At 76.4% G+C, this 18333-nt stretch carries 9 protein-coding genes; all 9 read left to right on the top strand.

What is annotated here, in order from left to right:
- The first annotated feature begins 841 nt into the window (after window positions 1-841).
- The 9 genes from ACGFIG_RS28335 to ACGFIG_RS28375 are packed head-to-tail and all read left to right on the top strand — an operon-like array spanning window position 842 to window position 18326.
- Window positions 842-4066, top strand: a complete 3225-nt coding sequence (locus ACGFIG_RS28335) for an amino acid adenylation domain-containing protein (protein ID WP_393008014.1) — start codon at window positions 842-844, stop codon at window positions 4064-4066.
- Window positions 4059-5117, top strand: a complete 1059-nt coding sequence (locus ACGFIG_RS28340; RefSeq protein ID WP_393008016.1) for a TauD/TfdA family dioxygenase — start codon at window positions 4059-4061, stop codon at window positions 5115-5117. The genes ACGFIG_RS28335 and ACGFIG_RS28340 overlap by 8 nt, the downstream gene beginning before the upstream one ends.
- Window positions 5114-6130, top strand: coding sequence for a TauD/TfdA family dioxygenase (locus tag ACGFIG_RS28345; RefSeq protein ID WP_393008018.1), 1017 nt, complete (start codon window positions 5114-5116; stop codon window positions 6128-6130). Before ACGFIG_RS28340 ends, ACGFIG_RS28345 begins: the two co-directional genes overlap by 4 nt.
- A complete protein-coding gene (locus tag ACGFIG_RS28350) occupies window positions 6127-11460 on the top strand; it encodes an amino acid adenylation domain-containing protein (protein WP_393008020.1) in 5334 nt (1777 codons plus the stop codon). The genes ACGFIG_RS28345 and ACGFIG_RS28350 overlap by 4 nt, the downstream gene beginning before the upstream one ends.
- Entirely contained in the window at window positions 11453-12205 is a 753-nt protein-coding gene (locus tag ACGFIG_RS28355) for a thioesterase II family protein (RefSeq protein WP_393008022.1), read from the top strand. Before ACGFIG_RS28350 ends, ACGFIG_RS28355 begins: the two co-directional genes overlap by 8 nt.
- Window positions 12202-12906, top strand: a complete 705-nt coding sequence (locus tag ACGFIG_RS28360) for a thioesterase II family protein (RefSeq protein ID WP_393008024.1) — start codon at window positions 12202-12204, stop codon at window positions 12904-12906. Before ACGFIG_RS28355 ends, ACGFIG_RS28360 begins: the two co-directional genes overlap by 4 nt.
- The gene (locus ACGFIG_RS28365; protein WP_393008026.1) at window positions 12899-13741 is read left to right on the top strand and encodes an SDR family oxidoreductase; all 843 of its coding nucleotides are present in this window, start codon (window positions 12899-12901) and stop codon (window positions 13739-13741) included. The genes ACGFIG_RS28360 and ACGFIG_RS28365 overlap by 8 nt, the downstream gene beginning before the upstream one ends.
- Window positions 13738-16551 carry an amino acid adenylation domain-containing protein gene (locus tag ACGFIG_RS28370; RefSeq protein WP_393008028.1) on the top strand — a complete coding sequence of 938 codons (2814 nt, stop codon included), beginning with the start codon at window positions 13738-13740 and terminating at the stop codon, window positions 16549-16551. The genes ACGFIG_RS28365 and ACGFIG_RS28370 overlap by 4 nt, the downstream gene beginning before the upstream one ends.
- Entirely contained in the window at window positions 16551-18326 is a 1776-nt protein-coding gene (locus tag ACGFIG_RS28375; protein WP_393008030.1) for a condensation domain-containing protein, read from the top strand. Before ACGFIG_RS28370 ends, ACGFIG_RS28375 begins: the two co-directional genes overlap by 1 nt.
- The last annotated feature ends 7 nt before the right edge of the window (window positions 18327-18333 follow it).

Below are 18333 nucleotides of genomic sequence, written 5' to 3' on the forward strand. Positions count from 1 at the left end.
GCGTGTGCCGGGAATGGACCGGTGCGCCGGCCGCCCGGAAATAAGGTAACGGCGGACGTCAATGCGCCACGGTGTCGGGGTGACGCGCCCCGCGACGCCGTCCCCGCCATTCCCCTCGCCGGTCAGGTCGGTGTCGCACGCGCCGCACCGCTGCTGGGCGGCGGTGCGCGGAATTCGTCGTCCCGTCGGCCGCGCCGGTCGTGGCCGGTTCCGCCATGCCCGCCGGACCCCGTTGTGCGGGCGGCGACGAGTCGGGCCGCGCGCGCCTGGAATGCCGATCGCGGCGGCACCGGAACCCATTCACCGCTGGCGTGAAAATCGGACGGTGGTCGTCCCATGCGTGGAATGGCTGTGCGCGGGGTGTGCCTTCTGGGGCGGTGGGGCGGGCGGTTGGCGCGTTGAAGCCGACCGGCACCTCCGACAGCGGGCGGCGCGCGGCCGGCGCGGCCGGCGCGGGCGGCGGACCGGGGCCGCGTCGGCCGTCCCCGACCTGCCCGAAGGTGGCCGATACCTGACAGTGGCCGGGCGGCCGGATCGACGCGGTCGGCCGCGCGCCGGACAGTCTGCCGTGGTGGCGCCCCCGATGGCGGTCCGATCATGCCCGGGAACGGCCGGATCTGGGATTCCACGAAGGCGCCACCCGCGTCCCGGAATCTGAGAGACGTCTTGGCAGTGTGATCGGCGCTCGTGGACTCTCTCTGCGGAGAGCGATGGCTTGGTGGCTCATCGTCACAATGCGTCATGCTCCCGGTCGTCGACCTGGCACGGGGCGTACGGTCGGTCACTGTTCGTGGTGGGGGGAGTGCTCGGTGGGACACGCCATGCCAAATCGCGGTTCACGGTGAGCGCACCCGCGCGCTCCGCCGGGCCGGTCCGTCGTTCCACCCCGTCCCGCCGCCACGCCCGGACGGCCGCCGTCGACACGCTGCACCGGATGGTCGAGGCCCAGGTCGACCGGACTCCGGACGCCGACGCGGTGTGGTGCGACGGGCAGGTGCTCAGCTACCGCGAGCTGGACGAGGCGGCCAACCGGGTGGCCGCGCTCCTCGCCGACCGGGGGGTGCGCCGGGGGGACCGCGTCGGCGTCTGCCTGCCCCGCGAATCCCGGCTCGTGGTCGCGCTGCTGGGCGTACTCAAGGCCGGTGCCTGCTACGTGCCGCTGGACCCGGCCTACCCTGCGGCCCGGACCGCCTTCATGACCGGGGACTCCGGGGCCCGACTGGTGCTGACCGTGGCCGAGCTGGCCGACCGGTTCGGCGACACCGCGCTGCGTCTCGACGACCCCGACCCCGACCTCGACACCCGGCCGGCGGCCCGGCCCCAACTTCCCGGCGACCCGTCCGACCTGGCGTACGTCATCTACACCTCCGGCTCCACCGGCCGACCCAAGGGCGTGGCCATCGAGCATCGCTCGGCCTCGGTGCTCATGCACTGGACCCGCGAGACCTTCACGGACGTCGAGCTGGGCGGCGTACTGGCCGCCACGTCCGTCTGCTTCGACCTGTCCGTCTTCGAGATCTTCGGTCCGCTCTGCGCGGGCGGGCGGGTGGTCCTCGTGCGCGACGCGCTGTCGCTGGCCGCGCCGGACGCCGACCGGCTCCCCGTCGCCCTGGTCAACACCGTGCCGTCGGCGATGAGCGAGCTGCTCGCGGCCGGCGCGCTGCCGGAAAGCGTCCGGACCGTCTGCCTCGCCGGCGAGCCGTTGACCGCGGCGCTCGCCGCCCGGGTGCTCGCCCGGCCGCACGTACGCCGGCTCTGCAACCTCTACGGGCCGTCCGAGGACACCACCTACTCGACGTGGGCGGAGGTGCCGGCCGACGGGGGAGACCCGCCGATCGGTCGTCCGTTGCCGCACACCCGCGTCTACCTGCTCGACGCCGACGGCCGGCCGGTGCCGCCCGGAGAGCCGGGGGAGCTGTACCTCGCCGGCGCGGGGCTGGCCCGGGGATACCTCAACCGGCCGGAGGAGACCCGGGCGCGCTTCCTGCCCGACCCGTTCCGCCCGGGGGAGCGGATGTACCGCACCGGCGACCGGGTCCGGCTGCGCCCGGACGGGCAGCTGCACTTCCTGGGCCGCACGGACGACCAGGTGAAGCTGCGCGGGTACCGCATCGAACTGGGCGAGGTGGCCGCCCGGCTGGCCGCCCTGCCCGGCGTCCGCGAGGCGAGCGCCGCGGTGCGGACCGGGCCCAGCGGCGACCCGCTGCTCGTCGGCTACCTCGTCGGCGAGCGCCGCGACGACGTGCGGGAACTGCTGCGCGAGACGGTTCCCGCCCCGCTCGTGCCAACCGCCGTCGTCTGGCTGGACCGCCTGCCGACCACCCCCAACGGCAAGGTCGACCGGGGGGCGCTACCCGCGCCGGAGCTCGCCGTCGCCACGATCGACGGCGACGCCGACCCGCTCGCGGGCTCCGCCGCCACGGTCGCCGCCGTCTGGCGGGACGTGCTCGGCCTGCCGGTGGACCGGCCGGACGCCGACTTCCTCGCCCTCGGCGGCGACTCCCTCCTGGCCGTACGCTGCGCCACCCGGCTCGCCGCCGCCACGGGCCTGCCGGTGGGCCCGGCGGCGCTGTTCACGCACGCCACGGTGCGGGCGCTCGCCGGACACCTCGACGACCTGCGCCGGGCCGCTGGCCCGACCACCACGACCGCGCCCGGCGGTGGACCGGGGCACCCGCACGCGGGCGGTACGCCATCCGCCGCGCCCGTGGACACGGCCCCGCTCTCGGCCGCGCAGAGGCGGCTGTGGTTCCTGCACCAGCTGAACCCGGACGACACCTCCTACCTGGTGTCGTTCGCGGTCCGGCTGCCGGCCGGGACCGCACCGGACGCGCTCGACCGGGCGCTGCGTCGCGTCGTGGCCCGGCATCCGGCACTGCGCACCGTGTTCCCGTCCACCCCGGACGGCCCGGTGCAGCGGGTCCGGGACTACCTCGGCGTCGAGCTGGTCGTCGCCCCGCCCCGCCCCGGGGTGCCGCTGGACGAGCAGCTCGACCGGCTCGCCGCCGCCGAGGCGCGTACCCCGATGGACCTCGCCGCCGGCCCGCTGCTGCGCGCCCGGCTGGTCGCCGCCGACGACGGGCGGGCGGCGCTGCTCCTGGTCGCCCACCACATCGTCTGCGACGACTGGTCGTTCAGCGTCCTCGTGCGGGACCTGGGCCGCGCCTACGCGGCCGAGGCGGGCGACGCGGGCCCGCCGTGGCCCGAAGGTCCGGCGACCGGCCCGGCGGAACTCGCCGTGGCCCAGCGGGACTGGCTGGCCGGCCCCGCCGGCCGGCAGGCCGCGGCCGCCGTGGTCGCCGCGCTGCGCGGCGCGCCGACGGTCCTCGACCTGCCGTCCGCCGCACCGGCGCCCACCGCCACGCCGCCCCGCGCGGACCGGCCCCCGGCCGGAGCCGCCCTGCGGACCCGGATCGACGACGACACCGCCGCCGTGATCCGGGACCTCGCCCGCGCCAGCCGGGCCAGCCTGCACATGGTCGGACTGGCCGCCTTCGCCGCGCTGGTCGCCGCGGAGAGCGGGCGCGCCGACCTGCTGATCGGTGTCGCCTTCGCCGGCCGCACGAGCGTGGCCGCCGAGCGGAGCGTCGGCTGCTTCGTCAACACCATGCCCCTGCGCCTGCGGCCCAGCCCCGACCGGTCCTTCGCCGACCTGCTGGACGAGGCCCGCCAGGCGACCCTCTTCGCCGCCGCCCACCAGGACGTGCCGTTCGACGTCGTCGTCGAACGGCTCCGCCCGGCCCGGCAGCCGGACCGCAACCCGCTGGTCCAGGTCGCGTTCGGCGTGCAGAACGCCCCGGCGGCCCGGCACGTCGACGCCTCCGGTGGCGAGTTCGTCGGGGTGGAACTGACCCCCGACACCGCCCGGCTCGACCTGACCCTCTGGCTCGATGAGCGCCGCGCCGGGCTGGAGGCGCTCTGGACCTACCGCACCGACCGCTTCGACGCGGACCTGGTCGCCACGTGGCACCGCCGCTTCACCGCATTCCTGCGCGGCGCGGCCGCCGATCCCCGGCGGAGCCTCGCCCGATGTGCCCACACCCTTGGGGGAACGAGAGATGAGTGAGCAGACTCCGGTCGCGCCGGTGATCCCGCGCCGCGGCCGCGAACGGTCCCTGGTCGACGTACGCCCCGACTGGCCCGGCGGGCCCCTGCCCGCCCTCGTCCAGGCCAACGTGCCCGACGTGGACCTGGCCGCCTGGCTGACCGCCAACCGCTCGACGGTGGACGAGTTGGCACGCCGCGCCGGCGCCGTGCTGCTGCGGGGCTTCGCGGTGGACGGCGCGGCCGACTTCCGCACCGTGATGGCCGCCCTCTCCGACGACGTGCTCAGCTACGGCGAGCGTTCCTCGCCGCGCAGCGAGGTGACCGAGGGGGTGTACACCTCCACCGAACACCCGGCCGACCAGCCGATCGTGCTGCACAACGAGCAGTCGTACACGGTGAACTGGCCGCTGCGGATCGTCTTCCACTGTGAGGTCGAGCCCGCCGCCGGTGGGCGCACCCCGCTCGCCGACAGCCGCCGCGTGCTCGCCCGGCTGCGCCCGGAGACCGTCGCCGGGTTCGAGCGCCGGGGCGTGCTCTACCGGCGCAACTACCTGCCGGGGATCAGCCTGCCGTGGCAGACGGCGTTCCAGACCGACGACCGGGCCGAGGTAGAGGCGTACTGCGCCCGCGCGCTGATCGACGTCGAGTGGGTCGGCGCGCAGCAGCTGCGTACCCGGCAGGTCCGCCCCGCCGTCCGGGAGCACCCGGTGACGGGGGAGCGGACCTGGTTCAACCACGCCCTGTTCTTCCACGTCACCTCGCTGCCCGAGGAGGTCAGCGCCGGGCTGCGCGCGTCCCTGGCCGAGGAGGACCTGCCCTACCAGACCGCGTACGGCGACGGCACGCCCATCGGCGACGACGTGCTGGCCGAGCTGCGCGCCGCGTACGCGGCCGAGACCCGCTCCTTCGCGTGGCGGCGCGGCGACGTGCTGCTGGTGGAGAACATGCTGGCCGCGCACGCCCGGGAGCCGTTCACCCCGCCCCGGCGCATCCTGACCGCGATGTCCGACCCGGTCGCCGCGCCCGAGCTGACCGCCGCCACCGTGACCTCCACGGGGGTGCGGTCGTGACCGGGCCGGCGCCGCGCCGACGGGGCAGCGGCGCGGTCACCTCGCCGGTGTCCCGCCGGGTGCTGGTCGACGGCACGTTCGTGCTGATGGTGGAGGCCGCCGTGCCGGACCTCGACCTGGCCGGCTGGCTGGCGGGGCGCCGCGACGAGCTGCTGCGCGACCTCGACGCCCACGGGGCGGTCTTCTTCCGGGGCTTCGAGGTGGCCACGGCCGACGACTTCAGCCGCGCCGCCCGCGCGGTCAGCCCCGACCTGCTCGGCTACCTGGAACGCGCCGCACCCCGCCACGAGGTCGCCGAGAAGGTCTTCACCTCCACCGAGTTCAACGCCGAGCAGTGGATCCCGCTGCACCACGAGATGTCGTACTCGCACAACTGGCCCACCCACCTCTACTTCTGGTGCGCCCAGCCGGCCACCGGCAGCGGCGGCGCGACCCCGCTGGCCAGCGAGCGGGTGGTGAGCCCGCGCATCCCCGCCGAGGTGCGGCAGCGCTTCCTCCGGCACGGCGTCAGCTACGTGCGCAACTACGGCCCGCACCTCGACCTGCCCTGGCAGGAGGCGTTCCAGACGACCGACCGCGCCGAGGTGGAGAAGTACTGCGCCGACTCGGCCACCGAGTACACCTGGCTCGACGGCGACGGGCTGCGGACCCGCGCCCGCCGGCAGGCGGTGGCGACCCACCCGCGCACCGGCGAGACCGTCTGGTTCAACCACGCCCACCTGTTCCACGTCTCCAACATGCCCCCCGAGGTCTCGGCCGCACTGCTGCGCGAGTACGGGCCCGAGGGGCTGCCCCGCAACGCCTACTACGGCGACGGCGAGCCGATCCCCGACGAGGTGGTGGCCGGCATCCGGGACCTGTATCGGGAACACGCGGTGTCGGTTCCCTGGCAGCGCGGCGACGTGCTGGTGGTGGACAACTTCCTCGCGACCCACGGTCGCGAACCCTTCAGCGGCGACCGGCAGATCCTGGTCGCCATGTCCGACCTCTACCTCAACCGGAGCGTGGTGTGAACGGCTACCGTCTGTCCCCGATCCAGCGGCTGGCCTGGTCCGGGGCGCAGGACCTGGTCCGCGCCCGGGTGCTGCTCGACCGCCCGCTGGACCGGGCCCGGTTGCAGACCGCCCTGGACGCGGTGGTCGCCCGGCACGAGGCGCTGCGGTTGACCCTGGTGCACCACCCCGGGCTGCGGGTGCCGTTGCAGGACGTCGACGACGATCGCGGCGTCGTCGTCGGCGCCCAGGGCGAGCTGTCGGTGACCGTCACCGACGACGCCCTGGAGTTGGCCGCCACGCCGTTGATCGCCGACCCGGCGAGCCTGCGGCTCGTCCTCGCCGACCTGGCCCGCGCCTACGCCGACGGCCGGCTGGCCGACGACCCCGACGCCCTGCAGTTCCTCGACGTCACCGAGTGGCAGCTGTCGCAGCGGCAGGAGGCCGACCGCTCCGAGGCACCGCCCGCGCCGGCCGCGCGGCTGGTCACCCCGCACGGCGACGACCCGGCCGAGGTCGGCAGCGCGCGCGTGCCCGCCGCGGCGCTGACCGCCGCCGCCCGGCAGGCCGGCGTCGGCGTCGCGAACCTGCTCTTCGCCGCCTGGGCGCTGGCGCTGTCCCGCCGGGCCGAACCGCCCGCCGGGGTCGACGACGCGGACCTGGTGCTGGCCCGGTGGAGCGACGGGCGGCAGGCCACCGGGACGGCCGGTGTCGTCGGCCCGCTGGGCGGCCACGCGCCGGTCCGGCTGGGCCTGCCGCTGCCGGCCGCGCCCAAGGCGCTGCTCGACGAGGTACGCGCCGCCGAGTCCACCGCCGAGGAGACGTTCCACCTGCTCGACCCGGTCGGCGAGCACTCCGACGCGGTCGCCGGCTTCGCCGTCGTACCGGCCGGGGACCCGGCGGCCCTGGCCGGTCTGGGCGCCACCGCCGTGGAGGTCTCCGCGCCGCCCGCCACGGCCGGGCCGCAGCTGACCGCCGTCATCGGCGACGACGAGGTGACCCTGCGGGTCGGCGGGGGCCGCTGGCTGCTGGAGGGCCTGCTGGCGATCCTCGGGACGCTGCCCGGGGCGCTGACCGACGGCACGCCCCTGGTGCTGACCGGCGACGGGGAGGCCCGCTGGCTGACCGACGCGGCCGGCGAGCCGTCCCGCGCCGCCGTACGCACCATCGTCGAGCTGCTCGACGACGGGCTCGCCCGCGCCGACCAGGACGCCCCGGCGGTCCTCGCCGCCGACGGCACGTACACCGTCGGCGAGCTGCGCGACGTCGCGGCCCGGGTCGCCGCCGGCCTCGTCGCGCGGGGGCTGCACCGCGCGCGGGTGGGCGTGCTCGCCACCCGGTCCCGGGACACCGTCGCCGCGTTCCTCGGCGTGCTGCGCGCCGGCGCGGTGTACGTACCGCTGGATCCGGCGGCGCCGGCGCAGCGGCTCGCCGCGCAGGTCCGCGCGGTCGACGCCGGGCTCGTCGTCGGCACGGGCGGCCCGGCGGGGATCGCCGGCACCACCGTCGCCGAGCTGGCCGCCGGCGCCGCGACGGCGGCCGTGCCCCCGGCCGGACCGGCCGATCCCGCCTACGTCATCTTCACCTCCGGCTCGGCGGGCACGCCGCGACCGGTCCAGGTCCCGCACGGCGCCGCCGCCCACCTGGCGTACGCGTTGGAGGAGACCGTGTACGCGGGCAGCCGGGCCGGGCTGCGGGTGGCGGTGAACGCCCCGCTCACCTTCGACGCCTCGGTCAAGCAGATCGTGCAGCTCGCCCACGGCCGCAGCCTGTACCTGGTGCCGGAGGACGTCCGGCGCGACGGCGCCGAACTGGCCGCCGCCCTCGCCGACAACCAGGTCGACGTGCTCGACCTGACCCCCTCCCAGCTGCGCATCCTGCTCGCCGGGGCCGGCGACACCCGGCTGCCGGAGCTGCTGCTGGTCGGCGGCGAGGCGATCCCGCCGGACCTCTGGGACACCCTCGGCACACTGCCCGGCGTCCGGGCGGTCAACCTGTACGGCCCGACCGAGTGCACCGTGGACACCACCGCCGCCGAGATCCGGCCCGCCACGGCGCCGACCATCGGCCGTCCGCTGCCGGGCGTCGGCGTGTGGGTCCTCGACGAGCGGCTGCGTCCGGTGCCGCCCGGCGTGGCCGGCGAGCTCTGCGTCAGCGGGCCGCAGCTGGCCGACGGCTACCTCGGCGACCCGGAGACGACCGGCCGCCGGTTCGTCCGGGCCGCCCTGCCGTCGGGCCGCACGGAGCGGATCTACCGCACCGGGGACCGGGTGCGCTTCGACGCTGAGGGGCGTCTGAGCTACCTAGGCCGCCTGGACGACCAGGTGAAGATCCACGGGTTCCGGGTGGAGCCGGGCGAGGTGGCCGCGACGCTGCGCGCGCACCCGGAGGTCGCCGACGCGGCGGTCGTGGCCCGCGACGACGACGGGCACGGCGACCGCCTCGTCGGCTACGTCCGTCCGACCGCGACGGCCGTCGACGTCGACCTGGACCGGGTCGCCGGGATCAACCCGCACGAGACCCGCTACCTGCACGACGAGATCTTCGTGCAGCGGGTCTACCTGCGCGACGGCATCGTGCTGCGCCGGGGCGCGACGGTCTTCGACGTCGGCGCCAACATCGGCATGTTCTCGCTGTTCGTCCACGCGGTCTGCCCGGACGCGACGATCCACGCGTTCGAGCCCGTGCCGTCGGTGGTGACGGCCCTGCGGCGCAACGTCGAGGAGTTCGGCGTGCCGGCCACCGTGCACCCGGTGGGCCTGTCCACCGCCACGGGGCAGGTCTCCTTCACCTACTACCCGGGCTACTCGATGATGTCCGGCCAGGCCGCGTACGCCGACCCGGCGGCCGAGGTCGCCGTGATCAAGCGGTTCCTCGCCAACGAGCGCGACCAGGGCGGGGCCGACCGGGACACCCTGCTGGAGCGGGTCGACGAGCTGCTGACCGAACGCTTCGCCGGCGCCGAGGTGACCGTCGACGTGCGCCCGCTGTCGGAGGTCATCGACGAGGTCGCGCCGGAGCGCATCGACCTGCTGAAGATCGACGTGCAGCGGGCCGAGGCCGACGTGCTCGCCGGCATCGAGGAGCGGCACTGGCCGCTCATCGCGCAGGTCGCCATGGAGGTGCACGACGCCGTCGGCACCGACACCGAGGGGCGCCTGGACGAGCTGATCGCCCTCTTCGAGGACCGCGGGTTCGACGTGGTCACCCGCCAGGACGACCTGCTCACCGGCACCGACCGGCACACCCTGCACGCCGTGCGCCCCGAGTACGCCGCCGACCCGCGGCCCGCGGTGATGGTCCCGGACCCGCCGGCCGCCGGGCCGCTGGAGGCCCGGTTGACCGAGTGGCTCGCCCAGCGGCTGCCCGCCCACCTGGTCCCCGCCGCCGTGGTGCTCCTCGACGACCTGCCGCTGACCCGCAACGGCAAGCTCGACCGGGCCGCGCTGCCCGCGCCGCAGGTCGACCGTGCCCGGCGGGAGCCGGCCGTGGCGCCGGCCAACCGGGCCGAGGAGATCCTCGTCGAGGCGTGGCGGGAGGTCCTGGGCACGCCGTCGGTCGGGGTGACCGACAGCTTCTTCGCCCTCGGCGGCGACTCGATCCGCAGCATCCAGATGCAGGTCGCCGCGAACCGGCGCGGCCTGTCGTTCCGGCTCGGCGACATCTTCGTGCACCAGTCGATCCGGGAACTCGTCGCGCACGGCGAGATCACCCTCACCGGGCCCGAAGCCGGCACCCCGGCGGAGGCCGGCACGGACGGGCTGGCGGAGCCGTTCGCCCTGGTCGCCGCCGTCGACCGGGACCGCCTGCCCGCCGGGCTGGTGGACGCGTACCCGATGACCGCGCTGCAACAGGGCATGGTCTACCACTGCGAGCTGACCGGCGACCCGGCGATGTACCACAACGTCACCGCTCACCGCGTCGACGCGCCGCTGGACGCGGAGGCGCTGCACGCCGCGCTGGCCGACCTGGTCGCGCGCCATCCGGTGCTGCGTACCGGCTTCTCCCTCGGCGCCCTCAGCGAGCCGCTGCAACTGGTGCACGCCGAGGTGCCGGTCGAGGTGCCGGTGACGGAGCTGGCGGACGCCGACGAGGCCACCCGCCGGGCCCGCGTCGACGAACTGGTGGCGGCCGAACGGGTACGCCCCTTCGACTGGGACCGGCCACCGCTGGTGCGGCTGCACGCCGTCCGCGACGACGCCGACACCTTCACCCTGATCGTGGCGGAGTGCCACGCCATCCTCGACGGCTGGAGCCTGCACCTCTTCCTCGGCGAGCTGCTGGCCGCGTACGACCGGCGTCGCGCCGGGCTGTCGGTGCCGCACCGGCCGACGCTGCCCTTCCGCGCGTACGTGGCCGCGGAGCGCGAGGCGGTGGCGGACGCGCAGTCGCGCCGGTTCTGGCTCCAGGGCGCCGGGGCGGTGCCGCCGCTGCTGCTCGGCGGGGCCGAGCCACGCATCACCACCACCCGGCGGGTGCCGCTGGAGGCGTCCACCACCGCCGCCGTCACCGAGGCCGCCCGCGCCGCCGGCGTACCGGCCAAGTCCTGGCTGCTGGCGGTCCACCTGCGGGTGATCGGGGAGGCCGCCGGCCGCGACGAGGTGGTCACCGGGCTGGTCGTCGGCGCCCGGCCCGAGGCCGAGGGGAGCGACGCCACCCTCGGGCTGTTCCTCAACACCCTGCCGGTGAGCGCCGCGCTGGGCACCCGGTCGCTGACCGAGCTGGCCGTCGACGCCTGGCAGGCGGAGCGGTCGCTGATGGGCCACCACCGGTTCCCGCTCGCCGAGATCGTCCGGGCGGGCGGAGCCGGGCCCCGGTTCGACCACTTCTTCAACTGGACCCACTTCCACGGCGGCGACGACGGCGGGGGCGGCGGCAGCCGCATCGTCGACAGCCGCGGCATCACCGTGGACGTGGCGTTCAGCCTCGCCGTCGACGTCGAGGTGGACCCGGCGACCGGGCAGCTCGCCCTGACCCTCCAGTACGACGCCCGGCACGTCGACGAGGCGCGGGCCGACCGGCTGGCCGAGGCGTACCGCCGGCTGCTGGCGACCGACCCGGCCGCGCCGCTGCCCGCCGTCGGGCGGCCCGATGCCGTCGTCCCCGCCCCGCGCGACGGCGACGCCCGGGAGCGCTGGGCGGGGCGCGTGGCGTCGCTCTGGCAGGAGGTCGTCGGGGTGGCGCCGCGCGGCGAGGGGGCGGAGTTCCTCGCCGCGGGCGGCGACTCGCTGCGCGCCCTGCGCCTGGTCACGGCGCTGCGGCAGCGCCACGGCAGCACCATCACCCTGCCGGAGTTCGTCGCGTTGGGCAGTTACGGCGACCTGGTGCGGCGGGTGGCCCGCGATGGCTGAGAACCCGTGGCTGGTGGTCCGGGCGCCCGTCGCCCGGCCCGCCCTGCGCCTGTTCTGTCTGCCCTACGCGGGCGGCAACGCCGGGGCGTTCGAGACCTGGCGGGCGGGGCTGCCGCGCGCCGTCGAGGTCAACGCGGTGCAGTACCCGGGCCGCCGCGAGCGGGCCGCCGATCCCGCGCCCCGGCGGATGACGCCGCTGGTGCAGGCCCTCGAGGCGGCCCTGGCCCCGCACCTGGACCGGCCCTACGCGGTCTACGGCGACTGCCTCGGCGCGTACGTCGCGTTCGAGCTGGTCCGCCGGCTGGAGCGGCGCGGGCACCGGCCGGCCGACGCGCTGGTGGTCTCCTCGGCCGTCGCCCCGCACCGCGCCGAAGTCGAACCGGACCACTCCGGGGCGGACGACGCCACGTTCCTCGCGGAGCTGGTCGCGCTGGGCACGATGCCGGCGGCCGTCGCCGCGCACCCGGAGCTGGCCGCCGCCGCGCTGCCGGCCGCCCGCGCCGACTTCGAGCTCGGCCGCAGCTACCGCTACCGCGACGCCGGCCCGATCGGCGTGCCGGTCACCGCGATCCGCGGCGACGCCGACCCGCACGTCGACGACGTCGGCGCGGCGGCGTGGGCCGACCTCACCACCGCCGGCTGCACCACCGCCACCGTCCCGGGCGGGCACGACCTGCTCGCCCGTGCCGATCCCGGACTGCTCGGTGCCGTCCGGTCCGCCCTCCTCGGCAAGGAGCCGTCTTGACCGTCACGTCACTGCTCTGCTTCCCGTACGCCGGCGCGGGCGCCTCGGTGTACCAACCGTGGCAGCGGGTCGCACCGCCCGACCTGGAGATCCTGCCGGTGCAGTTGCCGGGCCGGGAGAAGCGCTTCGTCGAGGAGCCGTACCGCCGGATGGACCAGGCCGTCGACGGGCTCCTCGACGAGGTGCTCGAACTGGTCGCCGGCCGCGACCGGGTGGCGCTGTTCGGCCACAGCATGGGCGCGGTGCTCGCGTACGAGATGGCGGGCCGGCTGGCCCAGGCGGACGGGGTGCGGCTGGCGCACCTGTTCGTCAGCGGCTCGCCCGACCCGTGGTCCGGCCGGGACCGCACCGCCGCCGACCTGCCCGACGACGAGTTCGTCGCGCGGGTCGAGGAGTTCGCCGGCTACACGCACCCGGCGCTGGCCGACCCCGACATGCGGGAGCTGCTGCTGCCGACCCTGCGCGCCGACGTGGCGCTGCACGAGGGCTACCGGCCGGGCGGCGACAAGCGGCTCGACGTGCCGGTGACCGCGCTGCGCGGCGCCGACGACACCCTGGTGACCGACTCCGAGGTGGCCGGCTGGGACCGGGTCACCTCCGCCGGGTTCGCCTCCCTGACCGTCGCCGGTGGACACATGTACCTCGCCGACGACCCTGCCGAGCTGCTGGCGCTGGTACGACGGAGGCTGGCCGGTGCCTGAGCCGACGCCGGGCCGGCTGGCCGGCCGGACCGCGATCATCACGGGCGCCGCCCGGGGGCTGGGCAGGGCCTGCGCGACCGCGTTCGCGGCGCAGGGCGCCGACCTGGTCCTGGTGGACGTAGCCCACGACCTGCCCGACGTGCCGTACCCGCTCGGCTCGGCCAGCCAGCTCGCGCACACCGCCAAGCTCTGCGCGCAGCTGGGTGCGGCCGCGTACCCCGTCGAGGCCGACGTGCGGGACCTCGACGCCGTCCGGTCCGCCGTCGCGCTCTGCCTGGACCGGTTTGGCCGGATCGACGTCCTGGTCAACAACGCCGGGATCGCGGCGCCGAGCGGCAAGCCGGTGCACGAGATCAGCGAGCCGGAGTGGCAGCTCATGCTCGACGTGGACCTCTCCGGCCCGTGGCGGATGCTCAGCGCGGTCGGCGCGGTGATGTGCCGGCAGCGCGCCGGCAGCATCGTCAACGTGGCGTCGACCGCCGGCCTGGTCGGCTACCGGCACTTCGCCGGGTACGTCGCCGCCAAGCACGGACTGGTCGGCCTGACCCGGGCCGCGGCGCTGGACTACGCGCCGCTGAAGGTACGGGTCAACGCCCTGTGCCCGGGCTCGGTGCGCGACGACCCGTACGTCGAGGGCCGGATGCTGGCCGAGATCGCCCGGTCGCTGGAGGTGCCGGTCGCCGAGCACGAGGAGACGTTCGTGCAGGCCCAGCCGATGAACGCCCTGATCGAGCCCGACTCGGTGGCCCAGGCCGCCCTCTGGCTGGCCTCCGACGAGTCGTCGCAGGTCACCGGCTCGGTCATCACCGTCGACGGAGGATTCACCACCCGATGAGCAGCCGTCCACAGCCCACCCGACAGCAGTCCGACCCGGGCCGCTCCTGCCACGCGGCGGCGGTGGCCGTCGCCGGCGACCCCGCCGAGGTCGCCGCCCGGTTCGCCGCCGCGCTGGCGCGGCGGGGCCTCGACGCCGCCCGGCTCTGGGTGGACCGGGTGCCCGCGTCGGCGGCCGCCGCGCGCCGCGCCGCCGAACTGGCGCGACCGCTGCCCGCCGACGGTCCGCCGGTGCGGGCGGTGCTGCTGCGCCACGACGGCGGCGCCGACCTGGTGCTCGTCGCCCGGCGTGGCCCGCTCACCGGCCGCGCGCTGGGCGAGCTGGCCGTCGAGGCGGCCGGGGCCGCGCCGCCCGTCGAGGCAGGGTGCGGGGACCGCCCCGCCGGTGCCGTCCTGGAGCCGGTCGGCCGACCGGAGCCGACAGCCGGCGCCGCCGGGGACCGGACCGGGACCGCCGCCGGGACCCTCGTCGGGGAGTCCGCCGGGACCGTCGCCGGGGAAGATCCGGGGCCCGAGGAGGACACCGCCTGGCGGGGCGGGAACCCCCGCGCCGACCGCAGCGCGGCGTACGCCTTCGCCGTGCCCGCCGGGACCGACCGGCTGGCGCTGACCGGCGCGGTCGGCGCGGTGCTGGCCCGCTTCGGCGGCGTACGCCGGGTGCGGGTGGGCACACTGCGCGACGAGGAGCCGGCGGTCGTGCCCGTGGCGGTGGAGGGCAGCCTGCGCGACCTCGCGGCCCGGCCCGCCGACCCGGCGCCGCTGCCCGCCCCCGGGCCGCCGGAGGTCGTGGTCGGCGTGCTGGCCGCCGACAGCCCCGCCGACACCTACCTGCCCAGCCTGACGCCGCCGTGGCCGCTCACCCTGACGCTGCGCGGCACCACCGTCACCTGCGACTTCCGCACCGGCGTGTGGTCCGCCGAGGTGGTCGCCACGGTGGCCCGGTACGTCACCCGCGTCCTCGACCAGCTCCTCGCCGACGGCGAGCGCGCGCTGGCCGACTGCGACCTGTTCGACGACGCCGAACGGGACCGGATCGCGGCGCTCGGCGGGGCGGCCGTCGAGCTGCCGGAGCCGACCGGCGGCATCCACGACCGGGTGGCCGGCTGGGCGCGGGACACCCCGGACGCCCCGGCGGTGTCCTACGGGGACGACCGGCTCACGTACGCCCAGCTCGACGCCCGTGCCGGGCGGATCGCGGCGGCCCTGCGGGCGCGGGGCTGCGGCCCGGACACGCGGGTCGGCGTCTGCCTGGAACGCTCGGTGGACCTGGTGGCGGCGCTGCTCGGGGTGCTCAGGTGCGGTGCCGCCTACGTCCCGATCGACCCCACCTACCCGGCCGAGCGCATCCGGTACACGGTCGAGGACTCCCGGGTGAGCCTGCTCGTCGGCGCCGACGGCGTGGAGGTCGACGAGCTGCTCGCCGACGACACCGGCGACGTGACCGGTGCCCCGGCCGTGACGGTCGGCCCGGACGACCCCGCGTACGTCATCTACACGTCCGGCTCCACCGGCCGGCCGAAGGGGGTCCAGGTCCCGCACCGCAACGTGCTGGCCCTGCTCGCGGCGACCCGGGACGACCTCGGGCTCGGCCCGGCGGACACCTGGACGATGTTCCACTCCAGCGCGTTCGACTTCTCGGTCTGGGAGATCTGGGGGTGCCTGCTCACCGGCGGGCACCTGGTCGTCGTCCCGCACCTGGTGGTCCGCGACCCGGCCGAGTTCCACGCGCTGCTGCGCGCGGCGCGGGTGACCGTGCTCAACCAGACCCCGTCGGCGTTCGCGCAGCTCGTCGACGCCGACCGGCGGGCCGCCGACCGGCTGGGGTTGCGCCTGGTGGTGTTCGGCGGCGAGCCGCTGGACGCCGGCATGTTGACCGGCTGGTTCGACCGGTATCCGGAGCACGAGTGCCGGACGGTCAACATGTTCGGCATCACCGAGACCACCGTGCACGTCACCGCGCAGACCATCGACCGGGGTCTGGCCCTGGCCGGCACCCGCTCCGTGGGGCCCCCGCTGCCCGGCTGGTACGTCCACGTGCTCGACCCGGCGGGGCGGCTGCTGCCGCCCGGCGCCGCCGGGGAGATCCACGTCGGCGGCGCCGGGGTGGCCGACGGCTACCTGCACCGCGACGAGCTGACCGCCCAGCGTTTCCTGCCCGACCCCTGGCGGGGCGGGCGGATGTACCGCAGCGGCGACCGGGGCCGGCTGCTCCCGGACGGGCGGCTGGAGCACCTGGGCCGGCTCGACGACCAGGTCAAGATCCGTGGCTACCGGATCGAGCTGGACGAGATCCGCCAGGTGCTGCTCGACGACCCGGACGTGCTCGCGGTGGCGGTCACCGTGGACACGGGCGCGGAGGCCGCCGACGTCCGGCTGCACGCGTACGTGGTGCTCGCCGACGGGGCCGGCCCGGCTGCCGACCTGCGCCGCCGCGCGGCGAGGATCCTGCCCGAGCACATGGTGCCGGCCACGGTGACGCCGCTGCCGGCGCTGCCGCTCACCGCCAACGGCAAGCTCGACGCCGCCCGCCTGCCCGCGCCGGCCGCCCGGCCCCTGCCCGCGGCGCGGGAGCCCGCCGACACGGTGGCGGGAGACAGCCGCGCCGAGCGGATGCGGGAGATCTGGGAGCGGGTGCTCGGCGCCGAGGTGGGGCCGGAGGACAACTTCTTCGACCTCGGCGGCAACTCCCTGCTCGCGTTGCGGCTGCTGCGTGAACTGCGCGCGCAGGGCCTCGGCGAGTTCACCCCCCGCCACCTGTACGTGCACCCCACGGTGCGCGCCCTGGTCGGCGCCGGCGCGACGGAGCGGTGATGACAGACGTCGACACGCTGACCCGCCTCTGGCCCCAGGTACGCGAGGTGGCCGTCAAGGGCGGCTGCGCGTACGTGGTGGCCGACGACTATCTCGATCCGCTGCACCTGCGCGGCCTGCTCGCCCGGGAACTGCCCGACGCCGACCTGCCCCGGCACATCGTGCAGGTCGACTCCCTCGACCCCGCCGACCTCGTCGAGCCGGACGACCGGTTCGGGGCGTACCTGCCGCCGCGCGACGAGACCGAGCGTGTCCTGGTACGGATCGCGGAGCGCCTGCTCGGCGTGCCGAAGCTGGGCGTGCTCGACGACTTCTACGCCGTCGGCGGCGACTCGCTCGCCGCGACCGGGCTGGCCGTCGAGGCGCAGCGGGCCCTCGGGGTGGGCGTCTCCCTCGTCGCGGTGCTGCGCAACCCGACGCTGGCAGGCCTCGCCGAGGAGATCGGCCGGGCCCGGGCGGCCGTGCCGCTGCCCCGCGCGGAGGCGGCGGACGCCTACCCGCTCTCCCCGCAGCAGCGCCGCGTCTTCCTCGCCCAGTCCCGCGACCCCGCCTCGGTGGCGTACAACCTGCCGCTGCTGGTGCCGCTGCCGGCGGACGTCGACCGCGCCCGGCTGGCGGACGCGTTCCGCGCCGTCATCGCCCGGCACGACATCCTCCGCACCGCCTTCGGCACCGAGGCGGGTCGACCGGTGCAGCGGGTGCTGCCGGCCGTCCCGTTCGACCTGCCGGAGGTCGAGGGCACCGGGACGCTCCCGGTCGAGCCGTTCGACCTGGCCGCCCCGCCGCTGCTGCGGGCCGGCCTGCGGCGTACCGGCGACGGCCCGGTGCTGGCGCTGGACCTGCACCACATCGTCACCGACGGCCTCTCCCTGGCGTTGCTGCTGCGCGAGGTCGACACCGTCTACGCCGGCGGCGAACCCCCGCCGGTCCCCGCCCAGTACGCCGACTTCGCCGTGTGGGCCACGACCGGCCAGCCGCCCGGGGGCGACTACTGGCGGCGGCGTTTCGCCGACCCGCCGACGCCCCTGCGGTTGCCCACCGACGCGGCGCGGCTGGCCGACCGGCCGGCGACGGCCCGGGCCGGCACCGTCGAGTTCGACGTGGGGGCGCAGCGGACCGCCGCGCTGCGGGCCCTGGCGCGGCGCGAGGGGGTCACCCTGTTCCAGGTCCTGCTCGCCGTCTACGCGACCTTCCTCGCCTCGGCGACCGGCGGCACGGACGTCACGGTGGGCACCCCGGTCGCGGGGCGCGGCGCCCCGGGCCTGGAGGCGACCATGGGGATGCTCGTCAACACCGTCTGCCTGCGGCACCGGGTCCGACCGGAGGCCACCTTCCGGGAGTTGCTCACCGAGGTGGCGCACGACGTGGTCGACGCCTTCGCGCACCAGGACTACCCGTTCGACACGCTGGTCGCCGAGGTGCTGCCCGTGCGCGACGAGGACCGGCATCCGCTCTTCGACACGCTGTTCGCGATGCAGCACGCCGAGGTGGCGGCGGCCGACTTCCTGGGGCGGCGGGTCGAGTTGGCCGTCGCGCCCACCGGCCAGGCCATGTTCGACCTGGACATGCAGGTCTACGAGCGCGCCGACTCGCTGCGCGTGCACTGGGCGTACGACGCCGGGCTGTTCCTGCCCGCGACGGTGCGGGCCTTCGCCGACCTCTGGCTGGAGATCGCCGACGCCGTCCTGGCCGATCCCGGGGTGCCGGTCGGCGAGCTGACCGGGGCCCGCCCGGTGGCCGCCGCCGCGCCCGCCACCATCGACATCGAGTTGTGAGCCGGAG

Origin of the sequence: Micromonospora sp. NPDC049048 (assembly GCF_043197615.1) — a bacterium.
Classification (GTDB): domain Bacteria; phylum Actinomycetota; class Actinomycetes; order Mycobacteriales; family Micromonosporaceae; genus Micromonospora.

What these genes read in the sequence shown, in the direction of transcription:
- ACGFIG_RS28340 (WP_393008016.1), top strand. Translation starts at nt 4,059, where the DNA reads ATGAGTGAGCAGACTCCGGTCGCGCCGGTGATCCCGCGCCGCGGCCGC.
- ACGFIG_RS28355 (WP_393008022.1), top strand. Translation starts at nt 11,453, where the DNA reads ATGGCTGAGAACCCGTGGCTGGTGGTCCGGGCGCCCGTCGCCCGGCCC.
- ACGFIG_RS28370 (WP_393008028.1), top strand. Translation starts at nt 13,738, where the DNA reads ATGAGCAGCCGTCCACAGCCCACCCGACAGCAGTCCGACCCGGGCCGC.
- ACGFIG_RS28375 (WP_393008030.1), top strand. Translation starts at nt 16,551, where the DNA reads ATGACAGACGTCGACACGCTGACCCGCCTCTGGCCCCAGGTACGCGAG.